Here is an 18995-nt window from a genome sequence, read left to right as displayed (position 1 = left end):
TCCATCGCTTTTATTTCATTAGGATAAAACATAACATACAAAAGTAACATATTGACACAAGAACAAGTGTTCTGCTATTATTTGAGAACAGATGTTCGTGTTTTTGTTCCTTTGTATCATGAGAGGAGGTGAGCACGATGTTCGTAAGTGGGGTGGCTATTGGTCAATGGAATGCGATCTGCAAGAACAAGGAAGGGAGACGCAGAACGATCTATAAGATCGCGAGAGCCATATGTGTTGGTGATGTGACGCTGATCTATCCAAGTGGCAATTATATTATCCGTTATCACGATATCAACTTGTTGGTGGATGTGACTGGTTGCGTAAATACCGTATGGAGAGATGTTTCGCGTCCTGTGGTTGATGTCGAGGAAACGATCAAGAGCAACTTCGATCACCTCTTTACACACAATGAGGTGTTGGAGCTGGCGAATGATATGCACAAGACAGTCATGGCAGAACGCAAGAAGGTTTTAGCCGAGCAGAGACAGTTGAGAGGAGAGAAAGTATCGTGAGCAATGTAGAATCAATGATCTGGCAAGACGGTTGGGTTCCGACAACCGACCATGAGGTAACACAAATCATGCGGTATCTTTCCGAGAGGAAGAAAGAATCCAGCCGCATCGTAAAATCGGCTCAAACGGAGATTGCAGAGCTTGAGCAGATCGGCAAGGAGGCACAGGACAGCTATAACCGATTGGAAAACAAGATAGCTGCACTGCTGTCGCACTATGTAATGAATGAGGTCGATGAAGACGACCGGAAGGAAACAAAGACCCAGATTAAGTACAAGCTGGCACGAGGCGAGATCGTTGTCACCAAGGCAACGCAGAAGATCGAGAAGCCAACTGAGGCTGATGAGGTGCTTCTGTCCGCAACATTCCCAGGCTTCGTGAAATCTGAGCCTAAGTTTCAATGGGGAGACTTCAAGAAGGAACTTGAGCTTCAAGAGGATGGCACTGTAGTCCATACACCGACTGGTAAGACTGTATCGGTTCCGGTAGTCGAAGCTCCACAAACAACGAAAGTTAGCCTTAAGCTTTAAATAGAAACCAACACGGTAAACGGAGGGTTTTAAACTATGGATGAGTCAGTTTCAGTTGAGAAGTATCGTGTGGGACAATTGCTCGACCAAGCGACAGTAATGGTAACATCTAAAATGGTGACCGCAGAACAAGCGGTTTTGCTGGTCGGTAACTTGGTTGATATGGACCTGCATGAACCGACAACTGTGCTTGAACATATGGTCTTTGACTGGTTGGAAAAAATGGAAAGCTACTATAAATAGGAGGGACAAGCTGATGAGCTTTTTGGAAGTGTTGGGTTGGTTCGCGTTAATCACACTATCCTTGTGTGCGACTCTGGGCTTGGTATTTGCTTTAACAGACCGCTTAAGGAGGAAGAGTGTGCCGCCGAAAGCGAACGGAGGCAACCCATACAACCAATTCCTTCCAAAAGAGGTCATCGAAAAGATCAGCCGAAAATAGTTGTTGACACAATGGTATGTTATGTTTTATTATTAGGAAGTCGTTAAGTTGCGAGTTGCCAACTTTTTCTTTTAGGTGACTATGCAACATAACATATACAATAAACACTCTGAGGAGGAAATATTCAATGGCACAAGCAAAATTCTTCAACAAAGGTACACTTCGCGGCACGGTAGCTAAAAACGAGATCGTTGAGTTCGACAAGAAGGACAATTCCGGTAAAGGCAAGCTGTTGGCAATGGAGATCAATACTGGCGGCACGAACAAAGTCCGTGTAACCTTCTTCGACTCGAAGGCCAATCCAGACAAGCTTAAAGACATCAACGAGACTTGGAAGCCGAACAGTAAGGTGGAAGTATCCGGTGCAATCACTGAGCGTGAAAACGAGGGCAATAATGGTAAGAAGTTCATCGAGCGCGGTGTGAATGGCTTCACGATCAAGGCGAAGCGTGACGATGCCAAAGACGGAGCCTTCTTCATCTACCAAGGCACTGTGACGAAGCTAGTTGAAACTGCTGACGGCGCGAATGTGACTGTACGCTACGAAGACAAGTTCACTCCGACTTCCGGTGCAAACAAAGGTGTTGAGCAGACTCGCGAAGAGTTTATCACACTGTCGGCAAATGAAGCTGCTATGGATGTCATCTCCGATGTTGATCTGTCGGTTGGTTGCAATGCCAAGTTCAAAGGACAAATCTTTAACTCGCTGGAACTGGACGATTACGGTGATGTGATCGGCAATGTCCAAATGTACCTCATCGAGAAGGTTGAGGATGTAATCCAGAAGGACGAGATCGAAGAGCAGGAAAAGCCTGACTTTATCTAAACATCACGATTGAACATAACATACAATAATCCCAAAAAAAGAGAAAGAGGTTATGAAAATGGTAGGTACTGTTGCCAACAAGGTGAAGAGCCTTGCTTCCCGTTCCGACAAGGCGGTCGGAACATTCACACAAACGATCAACAAGCTCCAAGGTGCAAACGAGGAGCTTATGACTGTCGCTGATGAAGCTCTCACGAAAGCTAATCACTATCTGGCTGTTCGCGATCAAGCCCTGAACCAACACAGGGAAAACCGCAATGTCATCGTTAAGCTCGAATCATTGATGAACTAAAACATGTGAACAACCTGTGAACACTGTGTTCGTGGGTTGCAAAAAGGGAGGAAATATCCATATGTCAACTGCTGAATTTGATATCCTTAACATTCCTGTAACTGAGCCTCGCCGTGATATGACAGAGTATAGCTGGACAATCTACGGTATTGGCGGCTTCGGTAAATCCGGTCTTGCCGCTCGTTTCCCAGAGGCATTGTTCTTCGCATTCGAGGCTGGTCAAAACGCTCTCCGTGCTCGTAAACTTCCAGTTGGTGACTGGAAAGAGTTCAAGAAGCATGTAGCAAATCTGGTGAAGGCGAAACAAGCTGGCAAGCCGATTCCATACCGCAACTTCATCATTGACACTGCTGATGTTGCTTGGAAATACTGCGTACAGTATGTCTGCAAGATGAACGGCTGGTCTCATCCATCCGATGCGGAGTGGGGCAAAGGCTGGCAAGCTTGTTCTGACGAATGGTTCTTCGAGCTTGATCACCTTATCAAACTTGGAACCGAAGAGGCTCCTTGCACAGTTATCAACATCCTTCATGACCAAGACAAAGAGTTCAAGCCGAAAGGTAAGGAGAAGTACAACAAAACTATCCTCAATATCCCTTCTGGTGGTCGTGCTGTTGTTTATGACAAGGTTGACTTCTGTATCCATTGCTCCATTGAGACTGGCAAGGACTCCGAGGGCAACTACACTGAGAAGCGTGTAATGCGATTCCGTGACAATGGTGAAGTGGAAGCGAAGAGTCGCTTGGCTTACTTCCCTGACACACTCGAATATGGCGAGAATGCTGATGAGGCTTTCGATAGAATTAAAAATGCGTTCGACAAAGCCATTGTTGACGAGTTCGGTGAGGTTGGTTCTGCTCCGAAGAAGCAAAAGGCTAAGAAGGAAGAGCCACCAAAGGCTGAGACTCCAAAGGTAGAGGACACATCTGCGGCTGATAAGGCTAAAGCTGATGCAGAAGCTAAAGCCATCAAGGAGAAGGAAGCGGCTGACAAGGCGGCGAAGAAAGCGGAAGCTGATCGCCTAAAAGCAGAAGAAGCAGCAAAAGCCAAAGCAGCTCAAGAAGCTGAGAAAGCGGCTGAACAGTCGGACACTGAGTCCACTACTGGTGACCATGACGGTAAGTCTCTGGAAGAGCTTCGCAAAGAGGTAGAAGAAGTCTTCATGTCCCTGTATAAGTCCGGTGCTAAGTCTCCGACTGAACTGGTTGCTCTGGTTAAAGAGTACACTGGGATGAGCAAAGTCACTTTGATCGACGATGCTGAGAAGGCTAAGAAATTGCTTGTCGCTTTGAATCAATAAAACATAACATATTATTGTAACGAGGTGATGGCAATGGCTTTGGTTAAGTGTGGTGTGTGTGGCTCAAATGTCAACACAGCCACAAAGAACTATGTCTTCGCCAACGAGATTCACCAGCACAAGAAGTGTCCGAAGGCTCCTGTTCTCTCCGAGCAGGAGACAAAGGACAGGAAAGAGTTGACAGATGCGATTCAATGGGCATCAATCAACCGGAATCTTAATGAGGTAGGTAAGGATGGGGTCAACTGGGGCTTGGTCAGCAAACAGATCAAGTCCCTGAGTGACCAAGGCTATTCCTTCGCCGACCAACTATACGGATTCAAGTGGCTCGTTGACAGGGACAATGGCTTCTGGGGTTACGGTAGACTTGAGAAGTTTATCGCCAAGGCAATGGAGCAGAAGAAGAGGGAAGAAGACTTCTTCGCTAAGAAAGCTGAGTCTGAGCAGAGAACAGTTGAGACAGTTGAGGAGAAAACGGAGCTTAAGATAACTTCTAAGCCGACTTTCTTGGATGATGTTGGTGGAGACGATCTATCTTGGCTGTAGCTGTAACACCTGAACACGGTGTTCAATAGTTTGCTTGTGCCTTGCTAGAAGGGTGTGGATGGCAACTGTGTGGAGCGTAAATGGAGAAGCTCGCTGCTCGCCAGCCATTTCTGATTCATAGTTGATTGAAGGATAGCAACCCAACAGTCACACTCTTCCAGCAAGGCACAAGTAGATGGAGGTGAGAAAGTGATAAGACTTATTATTCTTGAAGGAGCGAGAGGAAGCGGTAAGTCTGAGACTGCCAGAATCCTTCGATCGACCCTTCCAACAAGCACATTGATCAACTTCACTGGATTTAAGGATGATGGCGAGGATGGTCTTAATAAAGTGTTTGGTTACTACCAGTCGTGGTTGAAATTTTTCAGCGACCTTGCCGCAAGAGGTGGTGACTATGTTTTCATCTGTGACCGAATTTTCATCTCTGAGATGGTCTACTCCGAATTGTACAAGGGTTATGACTTCAACTATCATTTTGGGGTTCTCTTATACCGACTGTTAATGATCGAGAATATGAAAGTTGATCTGATTCATGTAACGGTTGACGAAAAAGAGCTTCCTGTACGGCTCAAAAGAGAGAAGTCAGACCACTTTGCACAATTTGAGAAAATCGAACAGGTGAAGGAGCAACAGGTGGCTTACAAAGAGGTTATTAGTTCAGTGATCGACTACACTCAGAAGTTGGGATTGGACAATATCTCATTCCACAATGTTGACACCACAAACATCACTCCATCTGGGGCATCTGATCTCATTAAAAATAGTATCAAGTAGGTGGACTGAATGGAGAAGGCGATCAAGAATATCAACGCAGAGAGGATTGTCGTCGGAATCCTCCTCAACCACCCCGAGTGGCTGATCGAACTCAACGGTTTGGTGAAGACCGAATACTTCTGGATGAAAGGTCACAAGATGCTGTTCTACATCATCTTCAACCTCCTCAGAGAAGGTGTGGATGTCATTGACACAATGTCTATCCTCGCCAGAGCTGAGAAGATTCAGAAGGCGGTAGACATCATCAATGAGAACGGTGGAGTGGAATATATCGAAGAGTTGAAGTCTTTGTCTGAGGACTACAAGGTCGATGACATGAAGATGTATGCTCAAGATATCGCAACGGCATCGTTCAAGCGTGACTCCTTAGCAATGCAAGAATCCATTGCGAAAGAACTGGTTGGCAATCCTGACATGACTTACAGCGATGTGGTCATGATGCTTCAAGAGAAGCAAGTCGAGCTTGTCAATAAGTATTCGACATCCGGTGGATTGAAGTTCTTGGATGAGGTGTTTGATCAAGTATGGGGAGAGGTCGAGGCAAACTGGAATGAGAAAGGCTACGCTGGTCTTCCTACAAAGATAGAGCTTGTCAACCGATTCTTCACCTATTTGAACGGCGAACTGATTGTTCTCGGAGCGAGAGCCAAGTATGGTAAGTCGAACTGGGCTATCAATGAGACTCATCACTTGTCAGTCGAAAACAACATCCCTGTTGGATACTTCGACACAGAGATGAAGACCAGAACATTCCTACTTCGTATTGTAGCCGTTGACAGTGGAGTTCCAGCTTCGATGATCTTGAACGGCACATACCGGAATGACATCGACATGATCATGCAAGTGGAGGCAAGCAAAGCGAGGGTTCGCAAGGCTCCAATCCTTCACAAGTACGATCATAACTGGGACAAGGCGAAGATCACGCAGAGTGCGAAATTGCTTAAGCTTCGTCACAACCTGGGCTTGCTCATCTGGGACTACATTAAGGTCAAAGAGGTCGGCGGCAATGGTACGAAGGAGCACAATGAGCTTGGTAACTGGACGATCTTTCTTAAGGACTTGGCTGGTGACTTGGATATTCCTATCCTGACATTCGCACAGCTTTCTCCGCATGAGAGAAGACTGGCCGACTCTGATAAGATCAACCGCTATGCTTCTACGATTGGTTATCTCATTCCAAAATCTCAGGAAGAGATTAGTCGTGACTTCGGTGCAGAGAACGGTGGCACTGACATGATGTGGATTGAGTACAACCGTAACGGTGGAATCATGTCAGACCCAGCGAAGGGAATTAATCTCTTCTATGACCGGAAGACTCTTCGAATAGACCAAGCAGCCTATCAAGTTCTGGACGATGTTTACCAATAAGGGGAGGTGAGAGTATGTTCAAATTTGTTGAATTAGTCTCCAAGGTGGAGATCGCACAACACTTTGCTTATATGACTGTTGTTGAACTGGCAGTCATCAAGGCTGTTAATGAAGCTCACGAATAAGGGTGTCTGCTGTGACCGATGACCAAAAGAAGGAACTTGTCGCTAAAGTTGAAGAGCAAATCGGTATTGCTGACCTATTTAAGATGCTTGAGATGAGCACGGTCAAGATCAAGGGTGACAATGTTTACTGTGTCTGTCCTTTCCATGAAGGGGCTGACAATCCTAATGGCTTTGCATGGAGCAACGGATTCGGGTTCTGCTTTACACAGTGCAACAGGAAGTATGATCTGTTCGACATTGTAATGAGAATGAAGGGATATGACTTCCCAGAAGCAATCTCATTCCTCGCCGATCTAGTCGGTGTAGACATTGAGTTTAGCCGACAAGCTGCCACCGTTTCTGATGGACTTGAGAACAGGAGCTTCCTGTCTCAGCTTAAGCGAGCGAAGTCCAAGAAGAAGGCAGTTGAGTGGACTCCACTTCCGAACACGGTGTTCAACGACATCGAACCAGTGCTTCATTCGATGCTCCGTAAGGAAGGCTTCGACAATGAGGTTAGGGAATATTTCAACCTTGGCTATGCCCGATCTGGGTATCTGGAAGGTCGTATCACGGTTCCAATTGACTACATTGACGGCTCCATTGTTACGATCTCCGGCAGGAGTGTCTTGCCGAAAGAAGAGATCGAGATGAGCGGTATCCGTCGATATCAGATCTGGTTTGACACTGATAAGGGTGTCACTCTCTACAACATAGGTAGAGCTGACCCTTACATTGCGATCATGAAGGAAGTCTTCGTGTTCGAGGGCTTCAAGTCAGTATGGCGGCTCCATCAATGGGGATATCCAAATGCCGTTGCAACGATGGGAACATCATTGACCGATGAACAGCGAAAGCTTCTATTAAAGCTTGGAGTTAAAATCATCGTTTGTGGCGATAGGGATAAAGCCGGTAAGGAGTTCAACCAGAAGGTTGAGGGAGCGGTGAGTAAGTTTGCCGACTTTGCAGTAATGGATATGTACAAACTTGATGTCCCAGAAAAATCGAGTCTGGATGACATCACGAAGCAGCAATTTGAATTTCTATACCAAACTACAAAATAAGGGAGAGTTTTTACTATGCAAACAACAAACGAAATGGTTAATTACATTCAAAGAGATGAAGTGGGATACCTCGGCTCCGAGATGAGCAATCTGTTGCCAATGGTGGCTATGACTACGAGAGAGCGCAAAGTTGCTCAAATGAAATCTTACTTCAAGGAACTTACAGCAAAAGGTAAAGAGGAATATGCTGGCGTTGGTCGTCGTTATATTCGCGCGCAAATCCGCCAAGTGCTTCGTAACCATCGGAATACTACACCGTCGCAGTTTGCTGGTATGCCAAGCAGACGGCAACGCCGCTTCGCCGCTAAGATGAATGGCGACTTGTTTGTACCAGTGTACAACTAACTAAAATGTTGACTAGGGTGGTTGGAAACGGTGGCTTGAGTCGAGATATATAGTACCGAATCTTTTCAGCAACCCTAGAATAAAACATAACATACCTTTGTAACGAAAGGGTAACTTTAGAACACGGTGTTCGGAGGTGATTGTTTGATCGTAAAACCAATAAAGACTGAGGTAGCTGGGATTGAGATGATTGAGGGCTATCGGCTTGTGACATCGTATTCACAGATCGACAAGTATCTTCAATGTCCGTTCTCATGGTTCCTCAAGTACATCGAGAAGATCAGGGCTGACATCAAGGCGAAGGCTTTGGAGTATGGTCTAGCAGTTCACGAAACAATGGAGTTTTACTTCGAGATGGCAAATCTCGGTGTATTTGTTCCCCATGGTGAACTGGTCAAATTCTTCTATAAGAAGTTTAAAGACCATGAGATTCCATTCGACAGCGAAGACGAGGAGAAGGAATATTTCAAAGAAGGCGTTGTCGCCATCGACAGAATATACAACCCTGTTAACGAGGTCGAGAAGATCATGGTTGACCCAGACACGGAAATTCTCGGTGTGGAGGAAGATTTCGAATTAGAGATCGAGCTTCCCAGTCCGATCAAGGTTGCATACATCGACGAAGACGGCAATCCTCAGATTCTTGAAACTGACAAGGTTTATATCATCGGCTTCATTGACTTGGTTCTCAGAACCAAAGAGGGAATCGTCGTCGTTGACCATAAATCGGGTAAGACACTGTTCTCCAAAGATAAGCTCGAAGAGAACTTGCAATTCCCGATCTATGCAATGGCGATCTTGGAGAAGTACGGTGAGCTTCCGGTTAGGTCTTTTTACAACTTTACCAAGCTGCACAAACACCAAGTTCTCGTACTTGAGAAGGTGAGCGAGAAGGATGTCGTTCTTGATGAGGCGCGGCTGATCAGGTCGAAGACTGAGATCATCGGAGTCTTCAAGAAGATGAATAAGCCGAAGCATACAGCGAAGCCGAGCTTCCTGTGTTACTGGTGTGACTACAGCGTACACAAGCTGAATGTCTGCAAGAGGTCTTCGGACTTTAAACCTAAAAATGCGAAGTGAGGTGAGTTGAATGGAGACTTTATTTACGGTTGTATACATCGAAGAGAAAGATGAGATTCAAATTCTGTTCGATGATAGTGTCAACGAAAAACTAACAGATGAAGACAGAACGGTGATTTCTGAGCATGTGAATGCTGTTGTCAGTACTGTCGGGAATCGAATGAAGGCTTTGGAGAATTAATCTGGGGTGTAATCAAAAGGGAGAGAACCATCTCAGGAGGAAAATGAAAATGAAAGTTGTTAAGAGAAACGGCGAATTGGAAAACTTCGATTTTGAAAAGGTATCAAAGGTAATTGAGTTTGCGATATCTGATGAACAACTTAGAGAAGACTTCGTATCGAAGCTAAAGATCAACTTGAAGGATAAGATGACGACAAAGGAGCTTCAAAAGACGCTCATCAAACTTGCGGAGGAAAACATTACAGTCGAGACACCTGAGTATGATGCTGTTGCCGCAAGGTTCTACATGTACGATCTTTACAAGGAAGCTGGTCTCAACCGTGGGTATAGCAACTTTGGTTATGGTAACTTTAGAGGTCTGTTGGATACTCTGGTGTCCAATGGGCTTTATGACCCGAAAGTGGTAGCTGCTTTCACACCGGAAGAGATTGATGAGCTTGGTGCTTACATCAAACCGGAACGCGACTATCTACTCTCGTATGTCGGCATCACTACCCTTGCTAAACGATACAATGTTGTCGGCTTCAAAGGTGAGATTTACGAGCTTGCCCAAGAGGACTTCATGGGTAACGCAATGGCTATTGCATCGGCAGAGAAGCCTGAGATACGCGTTGAGAAGGCGAAACGGTTCTATGATCGACTGAGCTTGATCGACGGCATCTTAGCTACTCCTACGATGTCTAATGCTCGCAAGCAGTATGGTCAGTTGTCCAGTTGCTTCATCGGAACACCAGCAGACCGCTTGGAGTCCATCATGAATGTCAACGGCGATCTCTTTGCAGAGGTAAGTAAAGCTGGCGGCGGCATGGGCGCGTACATGGGAAAAATTCGCGCAATGAACTCCTACATTAAAGGTTATGCGAATAAAGCTGGTGGTCAGATTCCTTGGATTAAGATTTCTGATGCGATTGCCGTTGCTTGTAATCAGTTGGGTATCCGCAAGGGTGCAATCAACCTTACCGATGATGCTTGGCATCGTGACATCTTTAGCTTCCTTGACTTGAAAACTGACAACGGTGACTTGAAGCAGAAGGCATTCAATGTCTTCCTGACAGTGTCGTTGCCTGACTTGTTCATGAGACAGCTTCAAGAAGGCGGCAAGTGGTATCTGTTCTGTCCTCATGAGATCGAGATGGTCAAGGGCTGGAGACTGGAAGACTTCTACGACGAACGAAAAGACGGAGGCTCCTTCACAGATCGCTACTGGGAATGTGTGAACGATGACCGGATTCGTAAGACGGAGATCGAAGCTGTTGAGCTGCTTGAGAAGATCATTGAGTCCACTTCTGAGACCGGAGTTCCATTCATCTTCTTCCGTGATGCTGTCAATCGTGCTAACCCGAATAAACATGAGGGAATCATTTACTGCACAAACCTCTGTGTTGAAATCTGCCAAAACACTAAGGCAAATGGTGAGGTCATTCGTGCTCGTTTCAAAGACGAGAAAGGCAAATGGCATGTAACATCTGATCGTGAAGCTGGAGACTTTGTTGTCTGCAACCTTGCATCGTTGCGACTTGGCAATGTTCACACTGAGGAGCAACTTGCTGATGCTGTAGGTGACTTCATTCGGATGATGGACAATGTAATTACGATCAACGAAGATCGTCTTCCGGTTCAAGAGGCGATCATTACAAATAGCGAATATCGTGCGGTCGGACTGGGAACTTACGACTACGCTCACATGCTGGTCATGAATGGAATCACTTGGGAGTCTGAAAGACACCTTGAGTTCGCTGATCAAGTCTACGAGAACATCGCCTTTTACGCAATCAAGGCTTCGATGGAGCTTGCAAAAGAGAAGGGCGCATATCCGAAGTTCAATGGCTCCGAATGGCACACTGGGGAATACTTCGTTCGCCGTGGTTATGTAACTCGTAATGCTGATGGTCATATCGTGCCGATTGAAGGTAAGGAACGCTGGTTTGATCTTCATATTGATGTAATGGTACACGGTATCCGAAATGGCTACTTGATGGCTGTGGCTCCAAACGGAAGCTCTGCACTATATGGAAACGGTACACAAAGTATCGACCCGATCTTCCGTAAGGTATACACAGATGAGAAGTCCGGTCAAATCATTCCGGTTGTAGCTCCTGACCTTGGTAAAGTGCCAACATTCTTGTACAAAGAGGCACACAAGATTGATCAGAAGTGGAGTATTCGTGCGAACGCTGTTCGTCAGAAGCATATCGACCAATCTCAAAGCTTCAACCTCTACATCACAGATGAAACGACAGCAGAAGATATCGCTGACAATTACTTCTTGGCTTGGGAGCTTGATGTGAAGACGATCTACTATACTCGCAACTTGAGCTTGGAGTTCGATCTGGACGACTGCGAAGCTTGCAAAGTTTAATAGGGTTGGCTGGTTGCTTTCGGGTGACCAGCCTCACCCAAGATCACAGTGTTCATAAGAAATGGGAGGACTACAAAATGAGCGAATTGAAATCTACACAACTGTTTAACCCTGACGCAGACACTTCTTTGGAGAACCGTATGTTGATCGGTGGCGAAACCACCCATATGATGATTCTCTCTGACAATAAATATCCCTGGTCGAACAAGCTCTATCAAACAATGATGGGTAACTTCTGGATTCCAGAGCGTGTCACGATGACTGTTGATAAGCAACAATATGTTTTGTTGTCACAGGAAGAGCAAGAGGCATACGACAAGATCATCTCATTCTTGATTTTCCTTGACTCCTTGCAGACGAAGAACCTTCCTAACATCAATGATGTTGTGACTCTCCCTGAGATCGGTCTTCTTCTGACAATCCAACAGTATCAAGAAGCTCTTCACAGCCAGTCTTACGGCTACATCCTTGAGTCCGTGGCTGATGCCAAGAAGAAGGCTTCCATCTACAAGATCGCCACAAGTGACAAATTCCTTCGCACTCGGAACCAGTATATCGTTGATCACTACCAAGAGTTCATCAATAACCAATCTGAGCGCGGCTTTGTTAAGGTAATGATGGCGAACTACTTGCTGGAAGGCATCTACTTCTATGCCGGCTTTACATTCTTCTACAATCTGGCCAGAAATGACAAGATGACCGGAACAGCTCAACAGATCAAGTACATCAACCGTGACGAGCTTACCCACTTGGCATTGTTCCAAGGTATGTTCCGCGAGCTTCGTAAGGAGCGTCCTGAGTTGTTCACTGCCGATCTGGAAGCTGAACTCTCGGAAATGATGAAGCAAGCTGTTGAACATGAGATCGCATGGGGAGCTTACGCTATCGGTGATCGCATCCAAGGGCTTTCTGTAGAGAGTATCACTCAGTACATCAAGTACCTGTCTAACTATCGGATGAAGCGGATCGGATTGACTCCGCTGTATCCAGAGGTAACAGAAGACCCATTTCCTTGGGTGGAACGCTTTACAGACTTCAACGGTGCGAAGACAGACTTCTTCGAGGAAGAGGTCATCAACTACAGCAAGTCTACGAAGCTTAATCTGGGTGGATTAAAGGGAAAATTTGGCAAGAAATAAATCTGTTGACAAGGCAGTATGTTATGTTTTATTCTATGGAAGTAAACATTTCCATTAAACATAACATACTGTCGCAACAGATATTTGGGAGCGACTTATGGACACAGCGATCAAGAACAACGAGAGGCTGGTCTTTCAAGTCATCAACGACTTGCTCTTTATCCCCCAGAGTGTTGATAGAGAGGACTTGGAACAAATTGGCAAAATTGCTCTATGGAAAGCAATGGAGTCCTACGATGAGAGTTGCGGCTACAAGATGTCAACCGTTTGTTACAAAGCGATCTACACAGATATTGTAGGTTACTTGCGGAAGTCAAGGGCTAAGAAGCGACAAGAGGTGATTGTCGGTGAAGGCTTGACGGATGACTTTATGGAAGACCTGTTTGGCTCTATGCTCATCGAAGAGATTCGAAAGCTGCTAACCGATGACGACTTCAACATGTTCCTTGACAAGACGATAGGTGACTTGACATTTGACCAGTTGGCAACAAAGTACGGACTCACCAAGATGCAAGTCCGTTACAGGTTCAACAAAGCGAAGGCTCTTCTTCGCAAAAACATAACATGGGAGGACAATAACACATGAACACAGTGAACAGAAGTGAACTACAAGAGAAGTACGGTGACGAGCAAGTGATGATCGTCCTGAGAGATCATGTGGAAGCATTGAACTTACCGGAGGGATTCTCGATTCCGGTTCGTGACATTCGTCCAATCCTCAGTGACTTGGGAGTCTTCGCAGATCGATGGAGAGTGGAGTATAACCCACCCACTCGTCAGCCGATTCCTTACATTGTTGTCAGAACCGGAGACAAGTTCTTCGCAACAACACGACTTGACGGTTCGGGTGAATCTCGTCTTCACGGCAAGATGTCTCTGGGCGTAGGTGGTCACATCAACCCAGAGGACAAAGGTAGCTACGGCAACCGTGACGCATTCTTCAATGCAATGATTCGTGAACTTCACGAAGAGTTGAAGGTGAATAGCAGCATTGAGTCGTGGGGATATGTTGGTGTCATCAACGACAACTCGAATCCGGTCAGCCAAGATCATCTCGCACTGGTGTATTTGGTAGATGTCGCTGGCGAGAATATCTCAGTCAAAGAGGTAGACAAGCTTGAGGGCGGCTTTTACACCGTACAAGAATTACTTGATCACCATGAGCGTCTTGAAAGCTGGTCGCAGATCGTCCTTGAAATGATCATTCGTGGCTACATTAAATAATCGGGAGGAATGTAAAATGAAGTATACACTTGATTCATCGGTTCTATCTGAAAGAGAGCGCACGATCTGGGTTGTTCTGAAAGAACGCTATGGCAACGAGAATGCGATCACATCCGGTGAGGTTCAGACTCTTACTGGTATTGACCGATTCGGTCTTGCACAAGTTGTTCAAACGCTTCGTCTGAAACACAAGATTCCAGTCACGACATCGAAGTATGGCAACAAGAAGGGCTACTTCCTTCCGGTCAAGCCAGAAGAGATCGATGCGACCATGACTGAGCTTGAAGCCCAAGCCAGCAAGCTCATTGATGTATCATCTGTTCTCTGGGAAGCTCGTAAGCTAATGACTCATGCTCAAACTGGTTTATAATAAAACATAACATATTATTGTAACAACACATGAACACGGTGTTCATCGGTTTCCGGTGGACACCAAAAAGTACATAACAAATGGCTTTGAGGGGAGGTGATAGAGTTGATCAAAAAGATCAAGTATTGGTGGTATCAGTTCAACTTACTTTCTTGTCCGTATTGTGGCTGTAAAGACACTGTGTATCAAGTTCAAGACAGGATTGACTATACAGTCTGTGAGGAGTCAATTCACTGTGCCAGATGCTATAAGCAGGTCAACTATTGGGCGTATGGTAGCTACCAAGAACCTGCAACAAAGACAGAGTTGCTTGGCTGGTATTGGGCTCATTTTAAGTGGTGGCTCGAAAGGGAATTTAAGAGAAAGGGGAGAGGTTTTTGATACACTTACATGTTCACGATGCACTTGGCAGCTTGCTTGACAGCACAAATCGTCCAGAAGAGCTTGCCAAGAGAGCGAAGGAACTTGGTATGTCAGCTATCGCCATCACTAATCACGGCATGATGACATCCAGCATTAAGTTCTACCAGGCGTGTCTTGAAGAAGGAATCAAGCCAATCATGGGTTGCGAGGTTTATGTGACCGATGATGTCAAGGTTAAGGATTCCACCAGTCGATACGATCATCTCATCCTGTTGGCGAAGAACAAGATCGGATATCGGAACCTGTTGAAGATTGTCAGCCTTGGGTTCAGCGAAGGCTTCTATTATAAGCCGCGAGTTGACTGGGAGATTCTTGAGCAGTACAAGGAAGGGTTGGTCGTATCATCGGCTTGCTTGGGTGCGACTATTCCGAAGATGATTCTTAAGGATTATCCTGACGAACAGATCATCGAGGCGATATATAAATTCAAAAATACCTTCGAGGATTATTTTTTGGAGGTGCAAGGTGCGACAAGCCAAGAACAAAAGAAGGTCAATCAGAAGCTTGCTGAGTTATCTCCGGTCGTCGGAGTTCCGCTTGTGGCTACAACAGATGTCCATTTCCTACGAGAAGATGACCATGAGCTACACGGTGTCTTCATTCAGATCAGCCAAGATCGGTCGAACGAAGTCTACAAGGACTGCTGGCTTAAATCTGAGGATGAAGTGTTTGACATTCTTGATGACCATATTGGGTTCGCCAATGCTCTTGAGGCAGTCGCAAACACCCAGAAAATAGCTGACATGTGCAATGTCGAGATTGAGATGGGTAAAGCTTATCTTCCTCACTTTCCAATACCTGCACCATTCGCAGATGAAGGAGCGTACCTTCGCCACAAAGTTCAAGAAGGGTTCAAGAAACGGAAGATCGACCTCAAACCATTCGATGACCAACTTGTTTACTTGGCGAGGGTTGAAGAAGAATTAGATGTCATGATACCAAAGGGCTTCGCTGGTTATCATCTCATCGTTGCAGACTTCCTTGAGGAATGCCGCAACCGAGACATCTACCTTGGTGATGGTCGTGGTTCTGCCGACAACAGCCTTGTGTGTTATCTCCTTGAGATCACAAATGTTGACCCGATTGTGTACGACCTCAACTTCTCTCGTTACCTGACGCTTGAGAGGGTAGAGCTTCCCGATATCGATATGGATATTCAGTCTTCCAGAAAGTCTGATGCCGTCAACATCCTTCGTGAGAAGTATGGCTTTGACAATGTGGCTCAGATTTGTACCTTCGGCACATTGAAAGCTAAGGCGATTATCGATGCTGTAGGGAAGGTGTTCGGTCTGTCCTACAAAGAGACAACTGAGATCAAGAAGTATGTGCCTGACGATGTTGGTCTTGAGCTTCCGAAGGGTGTGACACTATTGGAGTATGCGCTTGAGAAGAACGCAACGCTTCGCGTCTACCAAGAGAAGTATCCGAAGCTGTTTGAATATGCACTGCGTCTTGAGAATCTTCCTCGTACAATCTCCGTTCATGCTGGTGGCGTAGTCATCTGTCCATCTGATCGTGACATGTCTGAGTTTACCGCTCTGGCTCTGAGCAGTGATGGTGACATCATCACTCAGCTTGACATGAAGGATGTTGAGAAGGTTGGTCTGGTCAAGATGGATGCCTTGGGTATCAACACCTTGGATATTGTCTCTGACGCTATGGATGCGATCTGGGAGGACTGTCATTGCTGCTACCCACAACAGGAGAAGGAACTTGCCGAGAAGCACGAACAAGAAATGCTTGATCGCTTCCCAGAGCTTCATGCTATCTACCATGAGCAAGAGATGGAGGAGGAATTGCCTTGGCTGTAAGCGATTATGTCTGCGTCAAAAAAATTCGCTCAGTTCAAGGTAGCGTATTGTTCTCCGAGGGAGCAATCTACTCTTTCGATGAAAAGATGATGACCAAAGATGATATGTCTTGCCTTCGTAACTTTAGCAAGGAAGAAAAGTTAATGAAGGAACACTTCAAATTAAAAGAAGAGGAGCTACCTTGGCTATGAGAATTTTGTTCACTGATTCGGAAACTGGAGGGCTTGACCCTCGCAGGCACAGCTTGCTCCAATTGGCTGTTGTGTCTTACGAGGTTGGTAAAGGGATGATCGCGGCAGATGAGTTTTATGTAAAAAACGATCATTACGAACTAACAGAAGAAGCAATGAAGATCAACCAACTTGATGTGCTTAATGAGGTTCACATCAAAGGACTCTACGACCATGAGGCGTGTGATCGCATTGTCAGCTTTATCGAGAGATCGTTCGGGCAGATCGAGACGAAAGCTGATCGACCAATTCTGTCCGGTCACAATGTTGGCTTTGACAAGTCTTTCATGGAGTATCAGCTATTCGATCACTACCATACTCCGATGCAGAAGTATATCAGCCACCGGACGCTCGACATCATGAGTCTACTGTGGGGCTTGCATATCGCTGGCAAGATTCCGGTTGAGGCTTGTACAAGCCAAGGCGCGTTTGAATACTTTGGCGTGGACAACAAGAAGGCTCACACGGCTCTGAGTGACATCCTAGCCAGCATTGAAGTATTCGAGAAGGCAATGAAACTAATGAAGGGGTGAGATCATGGCAAAGCCACATTGGAAGCATCTCGATGTCGCAACCCTCGATTTCAATGACAAGGCGACATGGGACATGATCTGTGCTGGGAACACAAGCGGCGTGTTTCAGATCGAGGGTGCAGGGATGACCGATACATGTCGCCGAGTTCAGCCAAGATGTATGGAGGACTTAATCGCGATTCTGGCTCTGTACCGTCCAGATACAATGGGCGAACTTGAGCATTTCATTCGACGCAAGAATGGACTAGAAGAGATCAGTTACATGCACGATGACCTTATTCCGATCTTGGAGAAGACATATGGCTGCATGATCTACCAAGAACAGGTCATGGCGATCACAAAGAAGTTCGGTGGGTACAGTGATGCCGAAGCCGACAAGTTCCGTAAGGGTATCGGCAAGAAGGACAAGAAGCTCGTTAAAGCAGAGGCTGAGAAGTTCCGTGACCGGACTATCCAGAATGGGTATGACGAGGACATCGCTAACAAACTTGCTGACTTCCTTGAGAAGATGGGCGGCTACATGTTCAACAAGGGACACAGTACAGGGTACGCGATCTTGACATTCAAGACAGCTTTCCTCAAGGCGAACTATGACATCCCATACATGTGTTCTCTGATCTCCAACCAGAAGAAAGAGAATGGAAGCACGAACTATGAGAAGGTCGGATACTACATCTATCAGTCCAAGCAGAACGGTATCAATGTCCTCAACCCAGATGTCAACAGATCAACAGATTGGTTCACAGCAGTTCCGGAAGGAATCCTGTACGGCATGAATCTCATCAAGGGAGTTGGTCAAAATGCCGTAGACACAATCCAGCGGCTTAGACCTTTCAATAGCTTTGAGGACTTCTTGGAGCGAGCACACCCAGATGGAAGCATCAATAAGACAGTTGTTATTGCTCTCATTAAATCTGGGGCTTTCGACTTCACAAAGAGAGAGAGAGTTGAACTGCTTAAGCTCTATGGTGAATTCCGGTTTAGAACTAAAGCCGATGACATCAAACCTGTCTCTGGTGTCAACAAGACTCATATCGAGAAGCTTGTAGCTGCTAACATCGTCAGAGGTGCAGAGGCGACCGACAAAGAGCTTTGCCTTGAGAGATGGAACAAGTGGAGAGCTATGCAACATGCCCAGGAATGGGATGAGAATGTTATGGGAGGCAACATCTTCTCATGGGAGTATGAAACTATTTCATACCATCTGTCTGGGAACCCATTCGAGGGGATTGAGTTCAAACCTTGGGATGACATTGAAGACGAAGACGAGAAGGCTCTTGTCGGTGGAACGATCATCAAGCTTGGTAAGACGAAGGTTAAGCGCGGCAGATCGGCTGGGGCTGAGATGGCTTTCCTGTCAGTCGAGACTCAAGACGGTGTTCGTGAGGTCACAGTATTCAATACGAAGTGGGAGCAGTTCCGTGACAAGCTTACGAAGGGTGCAATGGTAGTTATCCGAGGGAAGAAGCAAGGCGAGGCAATGATACTCAACGGCATGATGACTTTGGATGAATATAAAGAAACACAACTTTAGAACAC

The 18995-nt window shown here is 45.9% G+C and carries 23 protein-coding genes; all 23 read left to right on the top strand.

Going from position 1 to position 18995, the window contains the following annotated elements:
- The first annotated feature begins 137 nt into the window (after positions 1–137).
- The 23 genes from WFK81_RS13440 (at position 138) to WFK81_RS13330 (ending at position 18990) form a co-directional block, all read left to right on the top strand.
- Complete coding sequence (locus WFK81_RS13440; protein ID WP_336786915.1) at positions 138–515, top strand: hypothetical protein; 378 nt, start codon at positions 138–140, stop codon at positions 513–515.
- Complete coding sequence (locus tag WFK81_RS13435; RefSeq protein WP_336786914.1) at positions 512–1045, top strand: host-nuclease inhibitor Gam family protein; 534 nt, start codon at positions 512–514, stop codon at positions 1043–1045. The genes WFK81_RS13440 and WFK81_RS13435 overlap by 4 nt, the downstream gene beginning before the upstream one ends.
- Before the next feature lie 36 nt (positions 1046–1081).
- Positions 1082–1288 carry a hypothetical protein gene (locus tag WFK81_RS13430; protein ID WP_336786913.1) on the top strand — a complete coding sequence of 69 codons (207 nt, stop codon included), beginning with the start codon at positions 1082–1084 and terminating at the stop codon, positions 1286–1288.
- Between the two features lie 13 nt (positions 1289–1301).
- Positions 1302–1487, top strand: coding sequence for a hypothetical protein (locus tag WFK81_RS13425; RefSeq protein ID WP_336786912.1), 186 nt, complete (start codon positions 1302–1304; stop codon positions 1485–1487).
- Positions 1488–1614: 127 nt separating this feature from the next.
- Positions 1615–2313, top strand: coding sequence for a hypothetical protein (locus tag WFK81_RS13420; protein ID WP_336786911.1), 699 nt, complete (start codon positions 1615–1617; stop codon positions 2311–2313).
- Between the two features lie 52 nt (positions 2314–2365).
- Positions 2366–2605, top strand: coding sequence for a hypothetical protein (locus tag WFK81_RS13415; RefSeq protein ID WP_336786910.1), 240 nt, complete (start codon positions 2366–2368; stop codon positions 2603–2605).
- A gap of 61 nt (positions 2606–2666) precedes the next feature.
- Entirely contained in the window at positions 2667–3905 is a 1239-nt protein-coding gene (locus WFK81_RS13410; RefSeq protein ID WP_336786909.1) for an ATP-binding protein, read from the top strand.
- A 33-nt stretch (positions 3906–3938) separates the two neighbouring features.
- Positions 3939–4451: a hypothetical protein gene (locus WFK81_RS13405; protein ID WP_336786908.1), complete on the top strand. Its 513-nt coding sequence runs from the start codon at positions 3939–3941 to the stop codon at positions 4449–4451.
- 189 nt (positions 4452–4640) lie between these two features.
- Complete coding sequence (locus tag WFK81_RS13400) at positions 4641–5225, top strand: hypothetical protein (RefSeq protein WP_336786907.1); 585 nt, start codon at positions 4641–4643, stop codon at positions 5223–5225.
- 9 nt (positions 5226–5234) lie between these two features.
- The gene (locus WFK81_RS13395; protein ID WP_336786906.1) at positions 5235–6593 is read left to right on the top strand and encodes a DnaB-like helicase C-terminal domain-containing protein; all 1359 of its coding nucleotides are present in this window, start codon (positions 5235–5237) and stop codon (positions 6591–6593) included.
- Positions 6594–6729: 136 nt separating this feature from the next.
- Entirely contained in the window at positions 6730–7761 is a 1032-nt protein-coding gene (locus tag WFK81_RS13390) for a toprim domain-containing protein (protein WP_336786905.1), read from the top strand.
- 15 nt (positions 7762–7776) lie between these two features.
- Positions 7777–8106, top strand: a complete 330-nt coding sequence (locus tag WFK81_RS13385) for a hypothetical protein (protein WP_336786904.1) — start codon at positions 7777–7779, stop codon at positions 8104–8106.
- Positions 8107–8250: 144 nt separating this feature from the next.
- The gene (locus WFK81_RS13380) at positions 8251–9186 is read left to right on the top strand and encodes a RecB family exonuclease (RefSeq protein ID WP_336786903.1); all 936 of its coding nucleotides are present in this window, start codon (positions 8251–8253) and stop codon (positions 9184–9186) included.
- Positions 9187–9196: 10 nt separating this feature from the next.
- On the top strand, positions 9197–9367 hold the full coding sequence (locus WFK81_RS13375; RefSeq protein ID WP_336786902.1) for a hypothetical protein: 171 nt from the start codon (positions 9197–9199) through the stop codon (positions 9365–9367).
- A gap of 49 nt (positions 9368–9416) precedes the next feature.
- Positions 9417–11726, top strand: a complete 2310-nt coding sequence (locus tag WFK81_RS13370; RefSeq protein ID WP_336786901.1) for a ribonucleoside-diphosphate reductase subunit alpha — start codon at positions 9417–9419, stop codon at positions 11724–11726.
- A 77-nt stretch (positions 11727–11803) separates the two neighbouring features.
- Positions 11804–12865, top strand: a complete 1062-nt coding sequence (locus tag WFK81_RS13365; RefSeq protein WP_336786900.1) for a ribonucleotide-diphosphate reductase subunit beta — start codon at positions 11804–11806, stop codon at positions 12863–12865.
- A 97-nt stretch (positions 12866–12962) separates the two neighbouring features.
- Positions 12963–13451 (top strand): sigma-70 family RNA polymerase sigma factor, encoded by a 489-nt coding sequence (locus tag WFK81_RS13360; RefSeq protein ID WP_336786899.1) that lies wholly within the window; start codon positions 12963–12965, stop codon positions 13449–13451.
- A complete protein-coding gene (locus WFK81_RS13355; protein ID WP_336786898.1) occupies positions 13448–14089 on the top strand; it encodes an NUDIX domain-containing protein in 642 nt (213 codons plus the stop codon). The genes WFK81_RS13360 and WFK81_RS13355 overlap by 4 nt, the downstream gene beginning before the upstream one ends.
- A 16-nt stretch (positions 14090–14105) precedes the next feature.
- Entirely contained in the window at positions 14106–14459 is a 354-nt protein-coding gene (locus WFK81_RS13350) for a hypothetical protein (protein ID WP_336786897.1), read from the top strand.
- Positions 14460–14836: 377 nt separating this feature from the next.
- Positions 14837–16693 (top strand): DNA polymerase III subunit alpha, encoded by a 1857-nt coding sequence (gene dnaE / locus WFK81_RS13345; RefSeq protein ID WP_336786896.1) that lies wholly within the window; start codon positions 14837–14839, stop codon positions 16691–16693.
- Complete coding sequence (locus tag WFK81_RS13340) at positions 16684–16884, top strand: hypothetical protein (protein WP_336786895.1); 201 nt, start codon at positions 16684–16686, stop codon at positions 16882–16884. Before dnaE ends, WFK81_RS13340 begins: the two co-directional genes overlap by 10 nt.
- A complete protein-coding gene (locus tag WFK81_RS13335; RefSeq protein WP_336786894.1) occupies positions 16881–17456 on the top strand; it encodes a 3'-5' exonuclease in 576 nt (191 codons plus the stop codon). Before WFK81_RS13340 ends, WFK81_RS13335 begins: the two co-directional genes overlap by 4 nt.
- A gap of 4 nt (positions 17457–17460) precedes the next feature.
- Positions 17461–18990, top strand: coding sequence for a helix-hairpin-helix domain-containing protein (locus tag WFK81_RS13330; RefSeq protein ID WP_336786893.1), 1530 nt, complete (start codon positions 17461–17463; stop codon positions 18988–18990).
- Positions 18991–18995: the final 5 nt, after the last annotated feature.

It is taken from the genome of Paenibacillus sp. MMO-177, assembly GCF_037147795.1.
Taxonomy (GTDB): Bacteria; Bacillota; Bacilli; order Paenibacillales; family Paenibacillaceae; genus Pristimantibacillus.
The sequence above is the reverse complement of the archived record's forward strand: the minus strand, read 5'-3'. Positions and strand labels throughout refer to the sequence as shown.

Bases quoted from the DNA above. Each gene is read 5' to 3' on its own strand.
- WFK81_RS13430 (WP_336786913.1), top strand. From the start codon at position 1,082: ATGGATGAGTCAGTTTCAGTTGAGAAGTATCGTGTGGGACAATTGCTC.
- WFK81_RS13365 (WP_336786900.1), top strand. From the start codon at position 11,804: ATGAGCGAATTGAAATCTACACAACTGTTTAACCCTGACGCAGACACT.
- WFK81_RS13360 (WP_336786899.1), top strand. From the start codon at position 12,963: ATGGACACAGCGATCAAGAACAACGAGAGGCTGGTCTTTCAAGTCATC.
- WFK81_RS13405 (WP_336786908.1), top strand. From the start codon at position 3,939: ATGGCTTTGGTTAAGTGTGGTGTGTGTGGCTCAAATGTCAACACAGCC.
- WFK81_RS13355 (WP_336786898.1), top strand. From the start codon at position 13,448: ATGAACACAGTGAACAGAAGTGAACTACAAGAGAAGTACGGTGACGAG.
- WFK81_RS13395 (WP_336786906.1), top strand. From the start codon at position 5,235: ATGGAGAAGGCGATCAAGAATATCAACGCAGAGAGGATTGTCGTCGGA.
- WFK81_RS13375 (WP_336786902.1), top strand. From the start codon at position 9,197: ATGGAGACTTTATTTACGGTTGTATACATCGAAGAGAAAGATGAGATT.
- WFK81_RS13410 (WP_336786909.1), top strand. From the start codon at position 2,667: ATGTCAACTGCTGAATTTGATATCCTTAACATTCCTGTAACTGAGCCT.
- WFK81_RS13335 (WP_336786894.1), top strand. From the start codon at position 16,881: ATGAGAATTTTGTTCACTGATTCGGAAACTGGAGGGCTTGACCCTCGC.
- WFK81_RS13370 (WP_336786901.1), top strand. From the start codon at position 9,417: ATGAAAGTTGTTAAGAGAAACGGCGAATTGGAAAACTTCGATTTTGAA.
- WFK81_RS13385 (WP_336786904.1), top strand. From the start codon at position 7,777: ATGCAAACAACAAACGAAATGGTTAATTACATTCAAAGAGATGAAGTG.
- WFK81_RS13415 (WP_336786910.1), top strand. From the start codon at position 2,366: ATGAAAATGGTAGGTACTGTTGCCAACAAGGTGAAGAGCCTTGCTTCC.
- WFK81_RS13350 (WP_336786897.1), top strand. From the start codon at position 14,106: ATGAAGTATACACTTGATTCATCGGTTCTATCTGAAAGAGAGCGCACG.
- WFK81_RS13425 (WP_336786912.1), top strand. From the start codon at position 1,302: ATGAGCTTTTTGGAAGTGTTGGGTTGGTTCGCGTTAATCACACTATCC.
- WFK81_RS13330 (WP_336786893.1), top strand. From the start codon at position 17,461: ATGGCAAAGCCACATTGGAAGCATCTCGATGTCGCAACCCTCGATTTC.
- WFK81_RS13420 (WP_336786911.1), top strand. From the start codon at position 1,615: ATGGCACAAGCAAAATTCTTCAACAAAGGTACACTTCGCGGCACGGTA.
- WFK81_RS13440 (WP_336786915.1), top strand. From the start codon at position 138: ATGTTCGTAAGTGGGGTGGCTATTGGTCAATGGAATGCGATCTGCAAG.